This is a genomic window from Paenibacillus sp. sgz302115 (assembly GCF_056120445.1).
Window position 1 is genome coordinate 62,011 of sequence record NZ_JBVYOK010000008.1, and the last position, 18,230, is coordinate 80,240.

Annotated in this window: 14 protein-coding genes; all 14 read left to right on the plus strand. The window is 50.2% G+C overall.

The annotated features are described in order from the left end of the window. The 14 genes from AC0LWN_RS16770 to AC0LWN_RS16835 all read left to right on the plus strand — a co-directional run bounded on the left by AC0LWN_RS16770 (window position 1) and on the right by AC0LWN_RS16835 (window position 18,218). Window positions 1-1,725 carry a peptide ABC transporter substrate-binding protein gene (locus AC0LWN_RS16770; protein ID WP_474667219.1) on the plus strand — a complete coding sequence of 575 codons (1,725 nt, stop codon included), beginning with the start codon at window positions 1-3 and terminating at the stop codon, window positions 1,723-1,725. 221 nt (window positions 1,726-1,946) lie between these two features. Further along, window positions 1,947-2,879 (plus strand): ABC transporter permease, encoded by a 933-nt coding sequence (locus AC0LWN_RS16775; protein ID WP_474667221.1) that lies wholly within the window; start codon window positions 1,947-1,949, stop codon window positions 2,877-2,879. A gap of 21 nt (window positions 2,880-2,900) precedes the next feature. Continuing rightward, on the plus strand, window positions 2,901-3,830 hold the full coding sequence (locus AC0LWN_RS16780) for an ABC transporter permease (RefSeq protein ID WP_474667480.1): 930 nt from the start codon (window positions 2,901-2,903) through the stop codon (window positions 3,828-3,830). A gap of 18 nt (window positions 3,831-3,848) precedes the next feature. Continuing rightward, a complete protein-coding gene (locus AC0LWN_RS16785) occupies window positions 3,849-4,844 on the plus strand; it encodes an ABC transporter ATP-binding protein (RefSeq protein WP_474667223.1) in 996 nt (331 codons plus the stop codon). Then, a complete protein-coding gene (locus tag AC0LWN_RS16790; RefSeq protein ID WP_474667225.1) occupies window positions 4,841-5,761 on the plus strand; it encodes an ABC transporter ATP-binding protein in 921 nt (306 codons plus the stop codon). Before AC0LWN_RS16785 ends, AC0LWN_RS16790 begins: the two co-directional genes overlap by 4 nt. A 242-nt stretch (window positions 5,762-6,003) precedes the next feature. Continuing rightward, window positions 6,004-7,635 (plus strand): bacillithiol biosynthesis cysteine-adding enzyme BshC, encoded by a 1,632-nt coding sequence (bshC, locus tag AC0LWN_RS16795; RefSeq protein WP_474667227.1) that lies wholly within the window; start codon window positions 6,004-6,006, stop codon window positions 7,633-7,635. Window positions 7,636-7,658: 23 nt separating this feature from the next. Beyond that, window positions 7,659-8,930: an adenosylhomocysteinase gene (locus tag AC0LWN_RS16800; RefSeq protein ID WP_474667229.1), complete on the plus strand. Its 1,272-nt coding sequence runs from the start codon at window positions 7,659-7,661 to the stop codon at window positions 8,928-8,930. A gap of 191 nt (window positions 8,931-9,121) precedes the next feature. After that, window positions 9,122-9,559 carry a division/cell wall cluster transcriptional repressor MraZ gene (gene mraZ / locus AC0LWN_RS16805; protein ID WP_019909307.1) on the plus strand — a complete coding sequence of 146 codons (438 nt, stop codon included), beginning with the start codon at window positions 9,122-9,124 and terminating at the stop codon, window positions 9,557-9,559. Window positions 9,560-9,601: 42 nt separating this feature from the next. Next, a complete protein-coding gene (gene rsmH / locus AC0LWN_RS16810) occupies window positions 9,602-10,555 on the plus strand; it encodes a 16S rRNA (cytosine(1402)-N(4))-methyltransferase RsmH (RefSeq protein ID WP_474667231.1) in 954 nt (317 codons plus the stop codon). 23 nt (window positions 10,556-10,578) lie between these two features. Further along, window positions 10,579-10,971 carry a cell division protein FtsL gene (locus AC0LWN_RS16815; protein ID WP_474667233.1) on the plus strand — a complete coding sequence of 131 codons (393 nt, stop codon included), beginning with the start codon at window positions 10,579-10,581 and terminating at the stop codon, window positions 10,969-10,971. A 47-nt stretch (window positions 10,972-11,018) separates the two neighbouring features. Further along, entirely contained in the window at window positions 11,019-13,250 is a 2,232-nt protein-coding gene (locus tag AC0LWN_RS16820) for a penicillin-binding transpeptidase domain-containing protein (protein WP_474667235.1), read from the plus strand. A gap of 94 nt (window positions 13,251-13,344) precedes the next feature. Beyond that, window positions 13,345-15,273: a stage V sporulation protein D gene (locus tag AC0LWN_RS16825; RefSeq protein ID WP_474667237.1), complete on the plus strand. Its 1,929-nt coding sequence runs from the start codon at window positions 13,345-13,347 to the stop codon at window positions 15,271-15,273. Between the two features lie 48 nt (window positions 15,274-15,321). Next, window positions 15,322-16,809, plus strand: a complete 1,488-nt coding sequence (locus AC0LWN_RS16830) for a UDP-N-acetylmuramoyl-L-alanyl-D-glutamate--2,6-diaminopimelate ligase (protein WP_474667239.1) — start codon at window positions 15,322-15,324, stop codon at window positions 16,807-16,809. Next, window positions 16,806-18,218 carry a UDP-N-acetylmuramoyl-tripeptide--D-alanyl-D-alanine ligase gene (locus AC0LWN_RS16835; RefSeq protein ID WP_474667241.1) on the plus strand — a complete coding sequence of 471 codons (1,413 nt, stop codon included), beginning with the start codon at window positions 16,806-16,808 and terminating at the stop codon, window positions 18,216-18,218. Before AC0LWN_RS16830 ends, AC0LWN_RS16835 begins: the two co-directional genes overlap by 4 nt. Window positions 18,219-18,230: the final 12 nt, after the last annotated feature.

The following is an 18,230-nucleotide window of genomic DNA, read 5'->3' on the forward strand; positions in this document are numbered from 1 at the left end:
ATGAAGAAGAGTAAAAGTCTATTGCTCATGATTGCATTGGTTCTCGTTATCGGCACAGTGCTTGCTGGCTGCGGCGGAAACAACAATGCAAACAAAGGCAACGAAGCCGCAGCAACTAATGCGGGCAATGCAGGCACGAACACTGGCAATGCTGCAACTGGCGACGAGAAATTGGCCGCTGACCAAACGCTTAAAGTTAACCTGAGTGCAGAACCACCTACATTCGACCCTGCACAAGCTCAAGACAGCCAAGCAAACACTGTCCTGAAAACTATGTATGAAGGCTTGACTCGTACGAATGATGAAACTGGCCAAGCTGAACCGGGTATTGCTGAGAAGTGGGATATTTCCGCTGACGGTCTGGTATATACGTTCCACCTGCGTGATGCCAAGTGGAGCAACGGCGATCCAGTAGAAGCTGCTGACTTCGTTCGTGCATGGCAACGCGTGCTTGATCCTGCAACAGATCCTGCAGCACCTTATGCTTATCAATTGTACTACCTCAAGAATGGTGAAGAATACAACACTAAGAAAGTTACAGATTTCAGTCAAGTAGGCGTAAAAGCTGTTGATGCGAAAACTCTCGAAGTTACGCTGAAATCGCCAACACCTTACTTCCTGGGACTGCTTTCCTTCTATACCTACTACCCTGTACACAAATCCGTTGAGGGTAATGCTAAATGGGCAACAAGCAAAGACACTATGATTACAGACGGACCATACACATTGACTGAATGGACTACAGGTCAAGCTATCCAAGTAACTAAAAACGACAAGTACTGGGATGCAGCTTCCATTAAATTGAGCAAAATCGACTTCTCCCTTGTTAACAGCGGTGCAACTGAATTGCTGAGCTACAAGAACGGTGAATTGGATCGCGCAGGCGCTCCGAATGGTGAAATTCCTTCCGAGCAGCTTCCTATTGTTAAAAAAGAGCTTCCTGATGAGTTCGTTTCTAAAGGTATTGCTGCAACTTATTTCTATGAATTCAACACAACTGAAAAACCTTTCAGCAATGTTAAGATCCGTAAAGCACTTGCAATGGCAATTAACCGCCAAGCCCTGATCGATAACGTTACCTTGGGCGGACAGCTTCCTGCCTTTGGCTTCGTGCCACCAGGTATTGCTGGTGCTGACGGTGAATATCGTAATTCTGTTAAAGACAGCGGCTACTTCACAGAAGATGTTGCACAAGCAAAAACATTGCTTGCCGAAGGTCTGAAAGAAGAAGGTCTGACTGCTCTTCCTCCAGTAGAACTGTCTTACAACACAAGTGAAAACCACAAGAAAGTCGCTCTTGCGATTGCTGATATGTGGAAAAACAACCTTGGTATTACTGTAAACACTGTGAACCAAGAGTGGGCTGTATTTATCGACAACCGTCAAAACCAGAACTTCCAAGTTGCACGTGCCGGCTGGACAGCGGACTACAATGATCCAATGACCTTCCTGGATATGTTTGTAACAGGTGGAGGTAACAATGATGCTGGTTACGCCAACCCTGCTTATGACAAGCTGATCACTGATGCGAAAGCAAGCTCTGATCTGGCTAAACGCCAAGAAGACTTTGCAGCAGCAGAAAAAATGCTGGTTCAAGACGATATGGTTATTATGCCGATCTACTACTACACTAACAACTCCCTGACTAAAAGTTACCTCAAAGGTGTAACTCTTGACTTCAGTGGTGCAGTTGACTTCACCCGCGCTTATCTGCTTGAGCACTAAGATTTGTCTCCAGCAGCTAAATTGAATAGTTAGCCGTCTGAAGTTAGCATTACACTTCGGGATATATATGTGGAATTCCATATATATCCCTTTTTTTTGCATTTCCGGCTTTTTGTTAAAGATTGTTCTGGTTTACAAAATTAGAAAATGGACAAAAGCCCGATTTTTTCATAAAATCAAATTATGTGTCTAAAAAAATGTCGAGGGAGGTGTTGATGGGGATGGTTCGTTATGTTGCAAATAAGTTTTTTTACATGCTCGTATCGCTGTTTGTGCTAATATCAGCGACTTTTTTTCTGATGAAAGCTATTCCGGGGGACCCGTTTACTTCTGAAAAGAAAGTTCCACCGGAAATTAAAGCGCGTTTATATGAGCAATATGGTTTGGACAAGCCGCTCTATCATCAGTATTTTAAGTATTTGGGTGAAGTTGCCCAGGGTGATTTGGGTGTGTCGATGAAACGTCTGAATCAGGATGTAACACATTTGATTGGACAGACCTTTTCAGCGTCCTTGAAGCTGGGAGTTGTCGCAATTATTGTGTCGGTTATTGTCGGGGTCATTCTCGGCATGCTGGCGGCACTATATCACCGCAAATTTATTGATAGCGCTGCAATGGTGCTGGCGGTGCTGGGGATTGCGGTTCCGAGCTTTGTTGTCGCGTCTTTGCTCCAATATGTATTTGCCTACAAATTCAGCATATTTCCGGTCTCGGGCTTCAAGGGGCCAATGTATTATTTCCTTCCGGTAGCGGCGCTCTCGGCCCAGCCGATAGCCTTTATAGCCCGTTTGACCCGTTCCAGCATGCTGGAGGTTTTGCATGCCGATTACATTAAGACGGCTAAGGCTAAAGGCCTAAGCTGGTTCGCAATTTTGAGCCGCCATGTTCTCCGTAACGGGATTCTGCCAGTTGTAACTTACATGGGACCAATGACCGCTAACATTGTAACCGGTTCTGTAGTTATTGAGCAGATTTTTGGTATCGGCGGTATCGGTAAGCAGTTTGTGGAAGCCATCGGTGTCCGTGATTATACCGTGATTATGGGGATTACTATTTTCTACGGTATTCTGCTCATGGTGGCCCGCTTTATTACTGACATTGCATACGTATTTGTAGATCCGCGGATCAAACTAACTGGAGGAAAGGAGGGCTAAAGATTGGCAACTGACAAAAACATGGTATCGCTGGATGCGGACCTGAAACCGGAAGATTTCCAGAAAATCGGTATTGATGAGAAGCAGGCGGAGGTTATTCAGCGTGAAAGTCTTTCAGCCTGGAAGGATTCCTGGCAGCGGCTGCGTCAAAATAAAATGGCCATGACGGCATTGATTATTCTTGGCTTGATCGTTCTGGCTTCGCTGATTGGTCCGTTGTTTTCGAAATACAATTATTACTCTAACGATTTGCTCAGCACCAATAAGCCTCCTTCATCTGAACATTGGTTTGGTACCGATGATCTGGGCCGTGATATCTTTGTCCGTACATGGTATGGAGCACGTATCTCACTGATCGTTGGTTTGGCGGCAGCGGCAATCGACTTGTTCATTGGCGTTATCTATGGCGGTATTATGGGCTTCTTTGGCGGCCGTGTAGATAATATCATGAATAAAATTTCTGAAATTTTGTATTCCATTCCTTATCTGCTGGTTGTTATTTTGCTGCTGGTAGTAATGGAACCAAGTTTAGGAACGATCATATTGGCGCTGACCATTACAGGCTGGATTACCATGTCCTGGATTGTGCGCGGTGAAATTATGCAGCTTAAGAACCGTGAGTTCGTTCTGGCCTCGCGTTCAATGGGCGCTGGCTCAGGCAGACTGCTGTTCCGTCACTTGCTGCCAAATGCGGTGGGTCCGATTATCGTAACGATTACCCTATCTGTACCAAATGCCATTTTTGCCGAAGCGTTCTTAAGCTTCTTGGGTCTTGGGGTACAAGCTCCTATCGCTTCCCTGGGCTCGATGATTAATGATTCACTGACTGGCTGGCTTTATTATCCGTGGCGCTTCCTGTTCCCGGCTATTTTGATAAGCTTGACCATGCTTTCCTTTAACATTTTTGGTGACGGTCTTCGCGATGCACTGGATCCTAAACTGAAAAAATAGCATAGGAGGTGAATATTGATGGAACCCATTCTGCAAGTCAAGGATCTGCATGTTTCTTTTTTTGTAAAAGGCGGAGAAGTACAGGCTGTTCGCGGTATGAATTTCGAAGTAGGCAAAGGTGAGACGGTTGCAATCGTCGGTGAATCCGGCAGCGGCAAAAGTGTTACGGCACAATCCATTATGCGGCTCATTCCTACGCCTCCTTCCAAAGTGAAACAGGGCGAGATTATTTTTCAAGGACAGAATCTGCTGAACAAAAGCATGAAGCAAATGGAAACTATTCGCGGCAAAGATATTGGCATGATATTTCAAGACCCGATGACTTCTTTGAACCCAACGATCAAGGTGGGCAAACAGATAACCGAAGTTTTGATCAAACATCAGAATATGTCAGCGGCTGAAGCGAAAAAGCAAGGTATCGAGATGTTGAATTTGGTCGGTATCAAAAATGCTGAAGCTCGCTTTAACCAATATCCCCACGAATTCTCCGGCGGGATGCGCCAACGTGTAATGATCGCTATTGCACTTGCCTGCCGCCCGGCTCTGCTCATTGCAGATGAGCCGACAACAGCGCTTGACGTAACGATTCAGGCGCAAATCATGGAAGTAATGAAAGAGATGCAGCACAAGCTGGGGACCTCCATCATTCTGATCACACATGATCTCGGAGTCGTTGCCGGGATGTGTGACCGGGTCATCGTCATGTATGCTGGTGAAGTGGTGGAAACAGGTACAAGATGGGAAATCTTCAGAAATCCGCAGCATCCGTACACTAAGGGCTTGCTGCGGTCGATGCCGCGTCTGGACCAAAAGAAGGGTGAGCCGCTGATTCCGATCATCGGAACTCCCCCGGATCTGATCAAACCGCCGGTCGGCTGTCCGTTCACAGCGCGTTGCAGCGAAGCGATGCATGTCTGCGAACAAATCGATCCCGGTGCAACAGAATTCAGTGAGACGCATATGGCGCGCTGCTGGAATCTGCATTCGATGGCCAAGGAGGTGCAGTACGTTTGAGTAAGAACCTGATTGAAGTAGAAGGTCTTAAGAAGTATTTTAATGTAGGCAAGGGGAAAGTTCTTAAGGCTGTTGATAATATTAATTTCACAATTCGCGAAGGCGAAACCCTGGGGATGGTAGGGGAATCCGGTTGTGGTAAGACTACTGCCGGCCGGACAGTCCTTCGTCTTTACGAACCGACTGCCGGAAGCGTGAAATACAATGGTACGGACATCTACAAATTGTCTTCGGGCAAAATGAAGGCTATGCGCCGTGATATGCAAATGATATTCCAGGACCCTTATGCATCGCTTAATCCGCGGTTCACGGTTTCGGATATTATCGGCGAAGCGCTGGACATTCATGGAATGGCCGGAAGCCGTGCAGAACGTAAAAAACGGATTGAAGAGCTGTTGGATATGGTTGGACTTAACCATGACCATGCAACCCGTTATCCGCATGAATTCTCCGGCGGACAACGCCAGCGTATCGGGATCGCCCGCGCGCTTGCGGTCAATCCAAAGTTCATCGTCTGTGACGAACCGATTTCCGCACTGGACGTATCTATCCAGGCACAGGTGGTCAACCTGCTCAAGGAGCTGCAGGATCGTCTCGGTCTTACTTATCTCTTTATCGCGCATGACTTGTCCATGGTTAAGCATATCAGTGACCGTGTAGCGGTTATGTACCTGGGCAAAATGGTTGAGCTGGCGGAAAGTGAAGAGCTGTATGCCAACCCGATCCACCCTTACACCAAATCGCTGCTGTCGGCTATTCCAATTCCCGATCCGGAAGTTGAAGTCAACAAGAAGCGTATTCATCTGCATGATGAGTTGGGTTCTCCAATCTTTGCTGCAGGCGAAAAAACCAATGACAGTGATTTTGAATTGGTTGAAGTGTCCAAGGGACATTTTGTTTCAAGAAATTATGCCTAAAGCGAGCCTTTCGGTATAATAGCATAATACAATTTAGCGCAGTAATTACTATCGTAGGCGGGAGCATTCAGCTCTCGCCTATTATGCGTCAGCAGATGAATGTGCAATGAATTTTATTGGGGACTGTTTGCGGAAGGTACAACATCTTTGACGCCGCCCCTAACTTTGGATACAATCATAAAGAGTTTATTGGCTCAAGTGATTACATACAGCAGTTATTGTAGAACAGGAGGCAGTTGTTCATGAATGTAGTACCGGAACCTCTCCCGGGCGGATCAGCACTTGCCCGCGACTATATACATCATTATGAAAAGGTAGGACATTTGTACGGTGGAGATTTCCGTAGCGAAGAGAGCAGGGCGACACGCGCGGAATGGCTGGACAGCAGTGAAAATTTGCGGGCCGACCGTGCCAAGCTTGCAGCATGCCTTCGGAAATACAATCTGCGGCACAATCCTGATGCTGCGGTGATGGATTCCCTGGCGCTGCTGGAGCAGCAAGGGACTTTGGTTGTGACCGGCGGGCAGCAGAGCGGCCTGTTCACGGGTCCGCTTTTTGTCATATACAAAGCAGTTACAACGATTCAGGCGGCGAAAGAGGCAGCGGCGGAGCTGGGGCGGCCGGTGGTTCCGCTGTTTTGGATTGCCGGTGAGGATCATGACTGGGATGAGGTCAATCACACATACGTATTGAACCGAGCCGGAGAAATTACGAGGCTGAAGCTGGATAAAATAGATGGCCCCCGCTCCTCCGTCAGCGCCATCAAGGTGGATGAAGCCAGTTGGGTTCAAGTCACCGGGCAACTGGACGGACTGCTGCAGGAGAGTGAATTCAAACCGCAGATTATGGAGTTTATCCGTGAATCCTCGGGTACCGGTGGCAGCATGAGTGATGCTTTTGCCAAGCTGATGGGCTCGCTGTTCGGCAGATTTGGACTCATTCTGCTGGATTCTGCAGATCCTGAGCTGCGCAGGCTGGAGGCTCCGCTGTTTGCTTCACTGATTGCAAACAATGATGAGCTGGAGGCCGCTTATCAAACGGCAGCCGCAAATATCACTGGCGGCGGATATGAGCTGCAGGCTGCTGTGGTCCCTGGCGGCGCCAATCTTTTCTATATTCATGAAGGTACACGCCTGTTGCTTCATAAGGAAGCCGGTCGCTTTACCGACCGCAAGGGCACGATTTCCTTTTCCCCGGAAGAATTGCTGGGGCTGCTGGAGAGCCATCCCGAGCGGTTCAGCAATAATGTGCTGACACGTCCGCTCATGCAGGATTATCTGCTTCCGGTTCTCGCGACTGTGCTGGGACAGGGGGAGATGGCCTATTGGGCAATTCCGCGTTTGGCGTTTGAGGTGGTCGGTGAACGGATGCCGCTGATTATACCGCGCATGTCGTTTACGGTCGTGGAAGGCACATTGCACAAGCATATGGACAAGTACGGGCTCTCTTTTGGCGATGTCCGTGAAGGATTAGATCAAAGAAGACAAGAATGGCTTGCCGCCCAGGATGAGCTGGAGCTGGGACGCCGATTCGAAGAGACCAAGGCAGCTTTCTCCGCAATGTACGAGCCGCTGATTGAACAGCTTGGAACGATTCAAGCGGGACTGCTTAAGCTGGGCAGCAATAATAAAGATAAAATCCTGGATCAGATAACCTTTCTTCAAGCCAAAGCCCAGGATGCGATGGAGAAGCAGAATGAAGCTGCGCTCCGCCAGTGGGAGCGGATTGAGCTGTCGCTGATGCCGCTGGGTAAACTGCAGGAAAGAGTGTACAATATCATGTATTATCTAAATCGTTACGGTCCCGCCTGGCTGGATGAGCTGATGAATATACCCGCAGATTACAGCGGAACACACCGTATCATTTATATGTAACTAAACTTTCAGGAGGTATCATTATGAGTTCATTATCGAAGGAAAACAGTATTGTTGCAGATATGTCGCTGGCTCCGCAGGGTCATCTCAAAATCGACTGGGTTCGCCAGCATATGCCGGTGCTGAACCGCATCCGTGAGCAGTTTGAGGCAGAGCAGCCTTTCAAAGGCTTGAAGGTATCCATTACGCTTCATCTGGAAGCAAAGACAGCTTATCTGGCGAAGGTTGTGCAGGCGGGCGGCGCAGAAGTCACGATTACAGGCTCCAATCCGCTGTCTACGCAGGATGATGTTTGTGCGGCGCTGGTGGAGGACGGCATTACAGTGTTTGCCAAATACAACCCTACTCCTGAAGAATTCAAAGCGCTCAATATCAAGGCACTGGAAAGCAAACCGGACCTGATTATTGATGACGGCGGCGATTTCGCCACGCTGCTGCATTCCGAACGGCCTGATCTGATGGAGAATATCCGCGGTGGTGCAGAAGAAACGACTACAGGCATTATCCGGCTAAAAGCACTGCAGAAACAGGGCATTCTCAAGTTCCCGATGGTAGCCGTTAATGATGCCTACTGCAAATATCTGTTTGACAACCGCTATGGTACAGGCCAATCGGCGTGGGACGGCATCGTCCGCACAACTAACCTTATTGTGGCTGGCAAGACAGTGGTTGTAGTCGGTTACGGCTGGTGCGGCAAAGGAGTGGCTATGCGGGCAAAAGGGCTTGGAGCCAATGTCATTGTCACTGAGGTGGATGCGATCAAGGCAGTGGAAGCCCATATGGACGGGTTCCATGTGATGCCGATGCTGGAAGCAGCGAAGCTGGGTGATTTCTTCGTTACAGTGACAGGCAACCGTTACGTGATCCGCGGTGAGCATTACGATGTGATGAAGGATGGAGCGATTCTGTGCAACGCCGGCCATTTCGACGTTGAAGTGAATAAGCCTGAATTGTCCGAACGGGCGGTATCCCAGCGCACTGTGCGCAAGAACATCGAGGAGTACAAGCTGAAGGACGGACGCAAGCTGTATCTGCTGGCAGAAGGACGGCTGGTAAACTTGGGTGCGGCTGACGGCCATCCGGCAGAGATCATGGACACAACCTTTGCGCTGCAGGCGCTCTCCCTGAAATATGTGAATGATAATTACAAAAACATCGGAGTAAAGGTTGAAAATGTTCCTTATGAGCTGGACGAGCAGGTAGCGCGCTATAAGCTGGAGAGTCTCGGGATTGCTATTGACAGCCTGACTCCAGAGCAGGTTAAATATTTGGACAGTTGGAATCTGAACGCATAATCTATAGAACTGAAGCAAGGTGTCCGGCCATGTGAATGGTTCGGGCACCTTGTTTTTTTGCGGCTTGACATTTATGAAAAATTACTTTGCTCTAAAAAAAGGTTTTTGATTTTTAATGGCGAATCTATTATGCTTAGGTGGTGTAAAGTGGGGTAAAGTGGGGAATTGGGAGCTAGAGGTGGGGAAAAATCATGTTTATGGGTGAGTACCAGCATAGCATTGATGACAAGGGACGTATCATTATCCCTGCCAAGTTCCGGGAAATGCTCGGAGCCTCCTTCGTAGCGACCCGCGGCCTCGACACCTGCTTATTTGTTTATCCCATGGAAGAATGGGGAATCATGGAACAAAAGCTTAAAAGCCTTTCACTGATGAAATCGGATGCCCGTGCCTTCAGCCGCTTTTTTTTCTCGGGAGCGACCGAATGTGTATGGGACAAGCAAGGCAGGGTGAATCTGCCGGGGAATTTGCGGCAATATGCCAAGCTGGACAAGGACTGTGTAATTCTGGGCGTTTCGAACCGGGTGGAGATCTGGAACAAGGAGCTATGGGAGCAGTACTTCGAACAGTCAGAGGAAACGTTCAATGAGATTGCCGAGAAACTGGTGGATTTCAATTTCGATCTATAACAACACAACAACAATTCGAATACTGCCCTGGAGGGATGCAGCTTGTTTCACCACATCACGGTGCTTAAGGAAGAAGCGACAGAAGGGCTGCACATCAAGAAGGATGGCATATATGTCGACTGCACGCTTGGAGGAGCCGGACACAGTTCGCTGATTGCCTCGAAGCTTAGCGGCCAAGGCCGGTTGATCTGTCTGGATCAGGATGACTGGGCCCTGGACAATGCAAAAGAGAGACTTGCTGAATACGGCGACAAGGTGGTTTTGGTTAAGACCAACTTCCGGGAGCTTGAGCAGGTGCTGAAGGAAATCCCTTTTGTTCCGCAAAAGGATGGTGTTCCCCAAGTGGATGGAATCCTGTACGATCTGGGCGTATCCTCGCCTCAGTTCGATGAGGGCGAGCGGGGATTCAGCTATAACCACGATGCTCCGCTCGATATGCGGATGGACCAGTCCGCGAAGCTGACCGCAGCAGAAATTGTGAATTCCTGGCCGGAGCAGGAGATTGCACGTGTGCTTTTCCAATATGGAGAAGAGAAATTCTCCCGGCGGATTGCCCGTAAAATTGTTGAGCGCAGAGAAGTAAGCCCCGTGGAGAGCACGGGGGAACTGGCTGAGCTGATCAAGGAAGGCATTCCGGCTGCAGCGCGCAGAACGGGAGGACATCCGGCCAAACGGAGCTTTCAAGGGCTGCGCATTGCGGTTAACGACGAGCTTGGCGCTTTTGAGGAAGGGCTGCATGCGGCGGTACGCTGCCTGGCACCCGGAGGAAGAGTGTCGGTGATTACTTTTCACTCGCTGGAGGACCGGATTTGCAAACAGATTTTCAGCAGCTATTTAAGCAAATGCACCTGCCCGCCTGACTTTCCGTTTTGCGTTTGCGGTGCAGAAGGCACCTTGAAGCTGATTAACCGCAAGCCGCTAGTGCCTTCCGAGGAAGAGCTGGAGCTTAACCCGCGCGCCCGTTCAGCGAAGCTGCGCATCGCAGAAAAATTGTAAATAACGATAAAGGAGAGTCAGAGATGGCCTATACCCGCGGCAATTTAGCAGTTCAACCCAAAAGAAAAGAAGAGGCGGACAGGCTTTACCGCGAGAAGACGAAAGTAGTTACCAGACGCATGGTGCTTCCGCTGAAGGAGAAGCTGCTCTATATGCTGACACTTGGTGTATTTGTGCTGGTGGCTGCCACCCTGATTTGGCGTTACGTGCATATTTACGATTTGAACTTGCAGGCGCAGAAGCTGGACAGCAATATTGCCAAGACGAAGAAGCAGATCGCTACCTATCAGATGGAGAAGCAGGGTCTCGAACAGACAGTAGCCGAACGTGCTAGTGGAATGGGATTTAAAACACCTGATGAAGGTTCGACCATTCATGTTCCACTGAGCAATACAGCCACAGACGGAGGCAACTAGTTGGCGATTGGCAGCAATCGTAATAATAAAGTTTGTGAGGTCTGCGTATGGTGAAAAGAATAAAACTTCGCACGCTGTTTATAGGAGGGTGTATTACCCTCTTTTTTCTTGTTTTAATTGCCCGGGTATTCTGGATTCAGATTCTGCATGGTGAATACTATCAGGGAGAAGCAGCCAAGCAGTGGGCGCATACATCAATCATTAAGGCTGTACGCGGTGAAATCGAGGACCGTAACGGAAATGTTCTGGCCAGTGATGTTCCTGCGTATACCGTTGTCGTTGACCCTGAAGTTATTGCTGAGCGGGGGATCAGTGAAGAGGTCATCGAGGGACTGAATAAGCTGCTGGGTAAGCCGGTGGACGAATTGAAGAAGCTGGTAGAGGCTAAGGATGATAAAGGTAAATACCTCAAGAACCGTGAGATCCGCAACGAGGGCTGGAAGATAAGCAAAGAACTCGCGGACAAAGTAGACGCCTTCAACAAGGGGCTCGCGAAAGAGCACAAGATTCAGGAGACGGGTGTAGGACTTGTCACAGAACAGAAGCGTTATTATCCTAAGAATACACTTGCTGCGCATATTTTGGGCTATACCGACAGAGACGGCAATGCGATTATGGGGCTGGAGAAGTATTTTGATAAGCAGCTCAAAGGGACGGACGGCGAGCTTCTCTATCAGAGCGATGGCAAGGGGATCAAGCTTCCGGATTCCAATGATTCATACCAGCCAGTAGTCAATGGAAACAATTTCAAGCTGACGATTGACAGTACAATTCAATATTATATTGAAGAGGCTATGAAAAAGGCATATGACAAATACCAGCCCAAAAGCATGAGTGTCATTGCCGCCGACCCGAATACGATGGAAATTCTCGGCATGGCGAATATGCCTACCTTCAACCCGAATGAATACTGGGATACTAATCAGAATGCCGCCGGCTTCTACAATCACGCGATCAAGTCCAGGTATGAACCGGGTTCAACCTTTAAGATTGTGACTCTGGCTGGAGCCGTGCAGGAGAAGCTCTTTAATCCTGATGCTACCTTCCAGTCCGGCCAAATTTACATTAAGGGGTACAAAAAGCCGCTTCACGATATCAACAGAGTCGGCTGGGGAAAGATTTCGTTCCTTGAAGGCGTGAAGCGATCCAGTAACGTAGCCTTCGTTAAGCTTGGCTATGAGATGCTTGGTCAGGATAGACTGAAACAGTACATCAACGATTTTGGCTTTAATGAGAAAACGGGAATTGACCTGCCGGGTGAAACCATCGGTATCGTTAACCCTGATCCGAACATTGCTTCGGAAAACGCCACGCTCGCCTATGGTCATGGTAAGGTGCTGGTTACTCCGATTCAACAGCTTACGGCAGTATCAGCCATTGCCAACGGCGGCAAGCTGATGGTTCCGCATGTGGTCAAGGAAATTACCGACCCGAACACCGGCAAGACAACGGTTACCCAGCCCGAGGTGGTACGCCAGGTAATCTCGAAGGAGAGTGCCCGGGAAACGGGTGGCTATCTGGAGCAGGTTGTTGCCGATCAGGTCAAGGGGACCGGACGCCATGCTTACATTGAAGGCTACCGTGTAGCAGGTAAGACTGGTACGGCAATCAAGGTTCAAGGCAAGGATTATGACCGGAACAAGGTGCTTGCTTCTTTTATCGGTTATGCTCCGGTCAATGATCCAAAGATTGCAGTCATTGTAATCATTGACGAGCCGCAAGACGGAGAAGGCGGCGGTGCTGCCGCTGCACCAATTTTTAAAGAGATTGTGTCGCAGGCTCTGCCTTATATGGGAGTACCCAAAGTGGTTGCGGATTCTAAAGACAGAAGTGAAAAAACAGTCAAAAGCACGGTGTCCGAGCAGCGCTCTGCACCTGATCTGACCGGTAAAACGATGCAGGCGGCCAGACAACTGCTGATTGATCAAGGCTATGATTTCGAGGCGGTCGGCGAGGGAGCAACGGTTGTCAGCCAATACCCTGAGAAGGGGACCCTGCTGGCATCAGGACAGCGTATCTATCTGCTGGGCCAGCAGGGCGATAAACCTGTTATTCCTGATTTGCGCGGGCAGTCCCTGCGTGACGGGCTGGAGATTCTCAGTCTGCTTAAGGTAGGCATTGCCGTTGAGGGCGAAGGTTATGTGTCTCAGCAAACGCAGGGCATCAAGAATGGGAAAACCTTGGTTACCCTGACGCTTAAACCGCTCAATGAATATGGCGAGAATATTCCTGTCCCTCCTGCTGCGGAAGACACAAAGAAAGACACGAAGGCAGAATAGCGTATAAGCCCAGGCTTGTTCTAACCCCTGTTTGTCCCGAATAGTCATGAAGATAAGAGCTCATGTCTATGAAGCGAAAGCGGGGGAGAACGGAATGAAGGTTTCGAAGGTCGTAACTCGGCGGAGAATGCTGTGGACGCTGCTGGGACTTGCCGTATTGTTCGGCTCTCTGGCCGTGCGTCTTGCCTATGTGCAGTTATCCCAAGGCGAGAAGCTGAGCGCCAAGGCGGAAAATCTGTGGCGCCGCAATATTCCTTATACCGCCAAACGCGGTGAAATCTTGGACCGGGAAGGGACTGCACTGGCTTACAATATCAGTTCCCCTACCGTTTACGCGGTCCCCGTGCAGGTGAAGGAGAAGCAAAAGACAGCACAGACGCTGGCTCCGCTGCTGGGTATGAGCGAGACGAAGCTGGTGACTTTGCTGTCTAAAAGTGAGTCATCGGTGAAGCTGCAGCCCGGCGGCCGCAAAATTACGATGGAGCTGGCCGCGAGCATCCGTGATTTGCAGCTGCCGGGCATCGTTGTGGCTGAGGATAACAAGCGGTTTTATCCCTACGGCGATTTGGCGGCACATATCCTTGGCTTCACAGGCATAGATAATCAGGGGATTACCGGGGTAGAAAATATTTATGACAAGCTGCTGCAAGGCAGCGCGGGTAATATCTCCTATTTGTCCGATGCCGGGGGCAGGCTGATGCCCGGGTCATCCGAGAAATATTCGGCCCCCCAGGACGGTCTCAATCTGCAACTGACGATAGATAAGCAGATTCAGTCGATTATGGAACGCGAGCTGGATCAGGCGATGGTGAAATATCAGGCCCAGGGCAGCTGGGCGATTGCGATGAATCCGAAGAACGGCGAAATCCTGGCCATGGCAAGCAGACCGGGGTATGAGCCTGGAGCCTACAAGGAATATGACGCTCAGGTCTATAACCGTAACCTGCCGATCTGGATGACCTATGAACCGGGTTCCACGTTCAAAATCATAACCTTGGCTGCTGCGCTGCAGGAGGGCAAGGTAGACTTGCAGAATGACCACTTTTATGATCCCGGTTATATTGAGGTTGCCGGGGCTAAGCTGCGCTGCTGGAAAAAAGGCGGCCACGGCAGCCAGACCTTTCTTCAGGTGGTGGAGAACTCCTGCAATCCCGGCTTTGTCGCGCTTGGACAGCGCTTGGGCAAGGATACCCTGTTTAAATATATCCGTGATTTCGGTTTCGGCGCCAAAACCGGCATAGATCTGAACGGCGAAGCAAGCGGGATTCTGTTCAAGCCTGCACAGGTGGGGCCGGTGGAGCTGGCGACCACAGCCTTCGGTCAAGGGGTGTCGGTCACACCGATTCAGCAGATTGCCGCTGTATCGGCAGCCATTAACGGCGGCAAGCTCTATACGCCGCATGTCGCCAAGGCATGGATTAATCCCGATACCGGTAAGATCGTATCGGAGCCACAGCCGGAGATGGTGCGGCAGGTCATCTCGGAAGAAACCTCGAAGAAGGTACGCGCTGCCCTTGAGAGCGTAGTTGCCAAAGGAACCGGCCGGCCGGCATTTATTGACGGCTACCGTGTGGGAGGCAAGACAGGGACGGCACAAAAAGTAGTTAACGGCCGCTATTCAGCTACCGAGCATATCGTATCTTTTATAGGGTTTGCGCCTGCCGATGATCCGCAAATTGTCGTATACACGGCAGTTGATAATCCTATGGGGATTCAGTTCGGGGGGGTAGTGGCAGCTCCAATCGTACAAAATATTCTGGAAGACTCCCTGCATTATTTGAAGATCCCTGAGCGTAAGGATCAGCTTCCCAAAACCTATAAGTATGGTGAAACTCCAATTGTGACGGTTCCCGACCTTACGGGGGCAACAGTCCAGGATATTTACGAGGATCTGAACATGAATTTTACGCTCGCCCGTTCAGGAACCGGCAATACAGTAATCAATCAGGCGCCAAAAGCGGGTGCCAGAGTCGAGCAGGGCTCGACGATCAGGATCTATATGGGTGCTGACAGCGAAAAATAAGGTATAAGGCTGTGTGTCTTATCCGAAAATGCAGAGTGAGGGATTACTATGAAAGTTAATGAATTATCATCTTGTCTTGCAGCTTCGCGTCTCTATGGGGATGGAGAGACGGAAATCACCAATATTCAGGTGGATTCGCGCCGCATTGAGCCGGGTGACCTGTTCATCTGTCTGCCGGGTTTTACCGTGGATGGGCATGATTTTGCGCCGCAGGCCGCCGCGAATGGCGCCTCTGCCATTGTCTGTGAGCGTAAGCTTGAGATTGATCTGCCACAGATTGTGGTGGATGACAGCCGGTTTGCGATGTCCGTGTTGTCGGGCGCATTTTTCGGCTCGCCAAGCAGCAGATTGCGAATGATTGGGATTACCGGAACGAATGGCAAAACGACGACCACTTATCTCATTGAGCGGATTATGCAGGATCATAATGTGAAGACAGGGCTGATCGGGACGATTCAGATGCGCTATGACGGTCAGAGCTATCCGATGTCCGGCACGACGCAGGAATCGCTTGAGCTGCAGCGCACGCTTAGTGACATGGTCTCGAAGGGAGTGCAATGCTGTGTGATGGAGGTCTCTTCCCATGCGCTCCAGCAGGGACGGGTAAAGGGAACGGACTACCGTACAGCGATATTTACGAATTTGACCCAGGACCATTTGGATTATCATCATACAATGGAGGAGTACCGTGCGGCTAAAGGGCTGTTCTTTTCCCGGCTTGGCAATGTGATTTCGCCATGGAAGGAAGAACGCAAATATGCCGTATTGAATGCGGATGACGAGGCAAGCGCCTATTTTGCTGCACAGACTGCGGCGGAGGTCATTACATACGGCATCGACAGCGGCGCCAATGTCCGGGCCTCGCAAATTTCCATCACCTCCAAAGGAACTTTTTTCCATGTGGATACGTTTAAGGGAGAGGCTGACATTTCTCTGCGTATGGTCGGAAAGTTCAATGTGTACAATGCGCTTGCCGCGATCACGGCTGCTCTGCTGGAGGATGTGCCGCTTGCGGATATCAAGGCCAGTCTGGAGTCGGTTGCCGGCGTACCCGGACGTGTGGAATCTGTGGATGAAGGCCAGGATTTCGCGGTTATCGTAGACTATGCCCACACACCGGACGGATTGGAGAATGTGCTGAAGGCGGTTTGTGAATTTGCGGCTGGCAAGGTGCTTACAGTCTTTGGCTGCGGCGGAGACAGAGACACTACCAAACGTCCTCTAATGGGAAAAATTGCTGCGAAGTACAGCGATCATGTATTTGTAACCTCCGACAATCCCCGGACCGAAGATCCGCTGCTAATTCTGCAGGATATCGAAGCTGGACTGCAGGCGGATGGGGTAGCGCTGGACCGCTATGAAATGATTGTGGACCGGCGGGAAGCTATCACAAAAGCTATTGAAATGGCAAGCCCCAGCGATGTAGTATTGATTGCGGGGAAAGGTCATGAGACCTATCAGCTGATCGGCGGAGTGGTTCATGATTTCGATGACCGCGTCATCGCCAAAGAAGTTATAAGGGGCCGAAGCTATTGATTAAAAGAACGCTGCAAAACATCGCTGAAATGTGCGGAGGAGAGCTGATCTCCGCTGCGGATATGGATACGGAGATTGCGGGGGTCGTTACCGACTCCCGTAAAATCACGCCTGCCTGCCTGTTCGTTCCGCTGATCGGGGAACATTTCGACGGGCACGATTATGGTGCCGCGTCTTTGGCGGCAGGAGCCGCCGCCACCTTGTGGCAGCGGGATAAAGAGGGGGCGCCTGAAGGCGGCGGAGTCATCCTGGTGGATGACACACTGGCCGCGCTGCAGAGGCTGGCTTCAGCCTATTTAAGCCAAATTGCTCCACAGGTTGTTGCCGTCACAGGCAGCAACGGCAAGACAACAACCAAGGACATAATTACAGCCCTGCTGGAGGGACAGTATAGAGTCCACAAAACACAGGGCAATTTCAATAATCACATCGGCTTGCCGCTTACGATTCTCTCAATGAGCGAGGAAACCCAGATTGCCGTTCTGGAGATGGGGATGAGTTCGCGTGGAGAGATAGCTCTTCTTGCTTCTTTGGCACCGCCTGATGTGGCTGTGATTACCAATGTAGGTGAATCACATCTGCTGCAGCTCGGCTCCCGCAAGGAGATTGCCAGAGCGAAGCTGGAAATCGCCGAAGGGCTGAAACCCGGGGGCCTGTTGATTTATAACGGCGACGAGCCGCTGCTTGCCGAAGTCATTGCAGAGCCTGCGTTCCGCGCCCCAGCGGAAATGAAGTCATTCCGCTTCGGGTTGTCTCCTGACAACGATGATTACCCGACGGGAATGATGTCGCATACGGGAGGAATGACTTTTACGTCCAGCCTTCATCCGGAGCAAGCCTTCTCTCTGCCGCTTCCGGGACAGCATAATGTCGTCAACGCTTTGGCTGCGCTCGCGGTTGCACGCCACTACAGCGTAACAGAGGACAATATCAAGGACGGATTAAGCAAGCTTAAACTGACCGGTATGCGGATTGAAATGATTCAGGCGGCATCCGGCCTTATTTTGCTGAATGATGCTTATAATGCCAGTCCCACCTCCATGAGAGCAGCAATTGATGTGCTTCAGTCTATGAAATGCGCCGGAAGCCGAATCGCTGTGCTGGGGGACATGCTGGAACTTGGGCCGGACGAAGTGCGTTTCCATACGGAAATCGGCGGCTATTTGAACCCTGCAGAAACGGATCTGGTGTTTACCTACGGGCCGTTGTCTGCACATATCGCCGATGCAGCTTTAGCGCGATTCGGACCGGAGCGGGTGTTTGCTTTTTCAGATAAAGGGGAGCTTACTTCTGCCTTAATTGGCAAATGCAGTCCCAAGGATGTTGTATTGTTCAAAGCTTCCAGGGGAATGCGCCTGGAGGAAGTGCTGCACAGCTTAAATGAGCATTCTCGGGCAGATCTAAACTAATGGAGGGGGTGT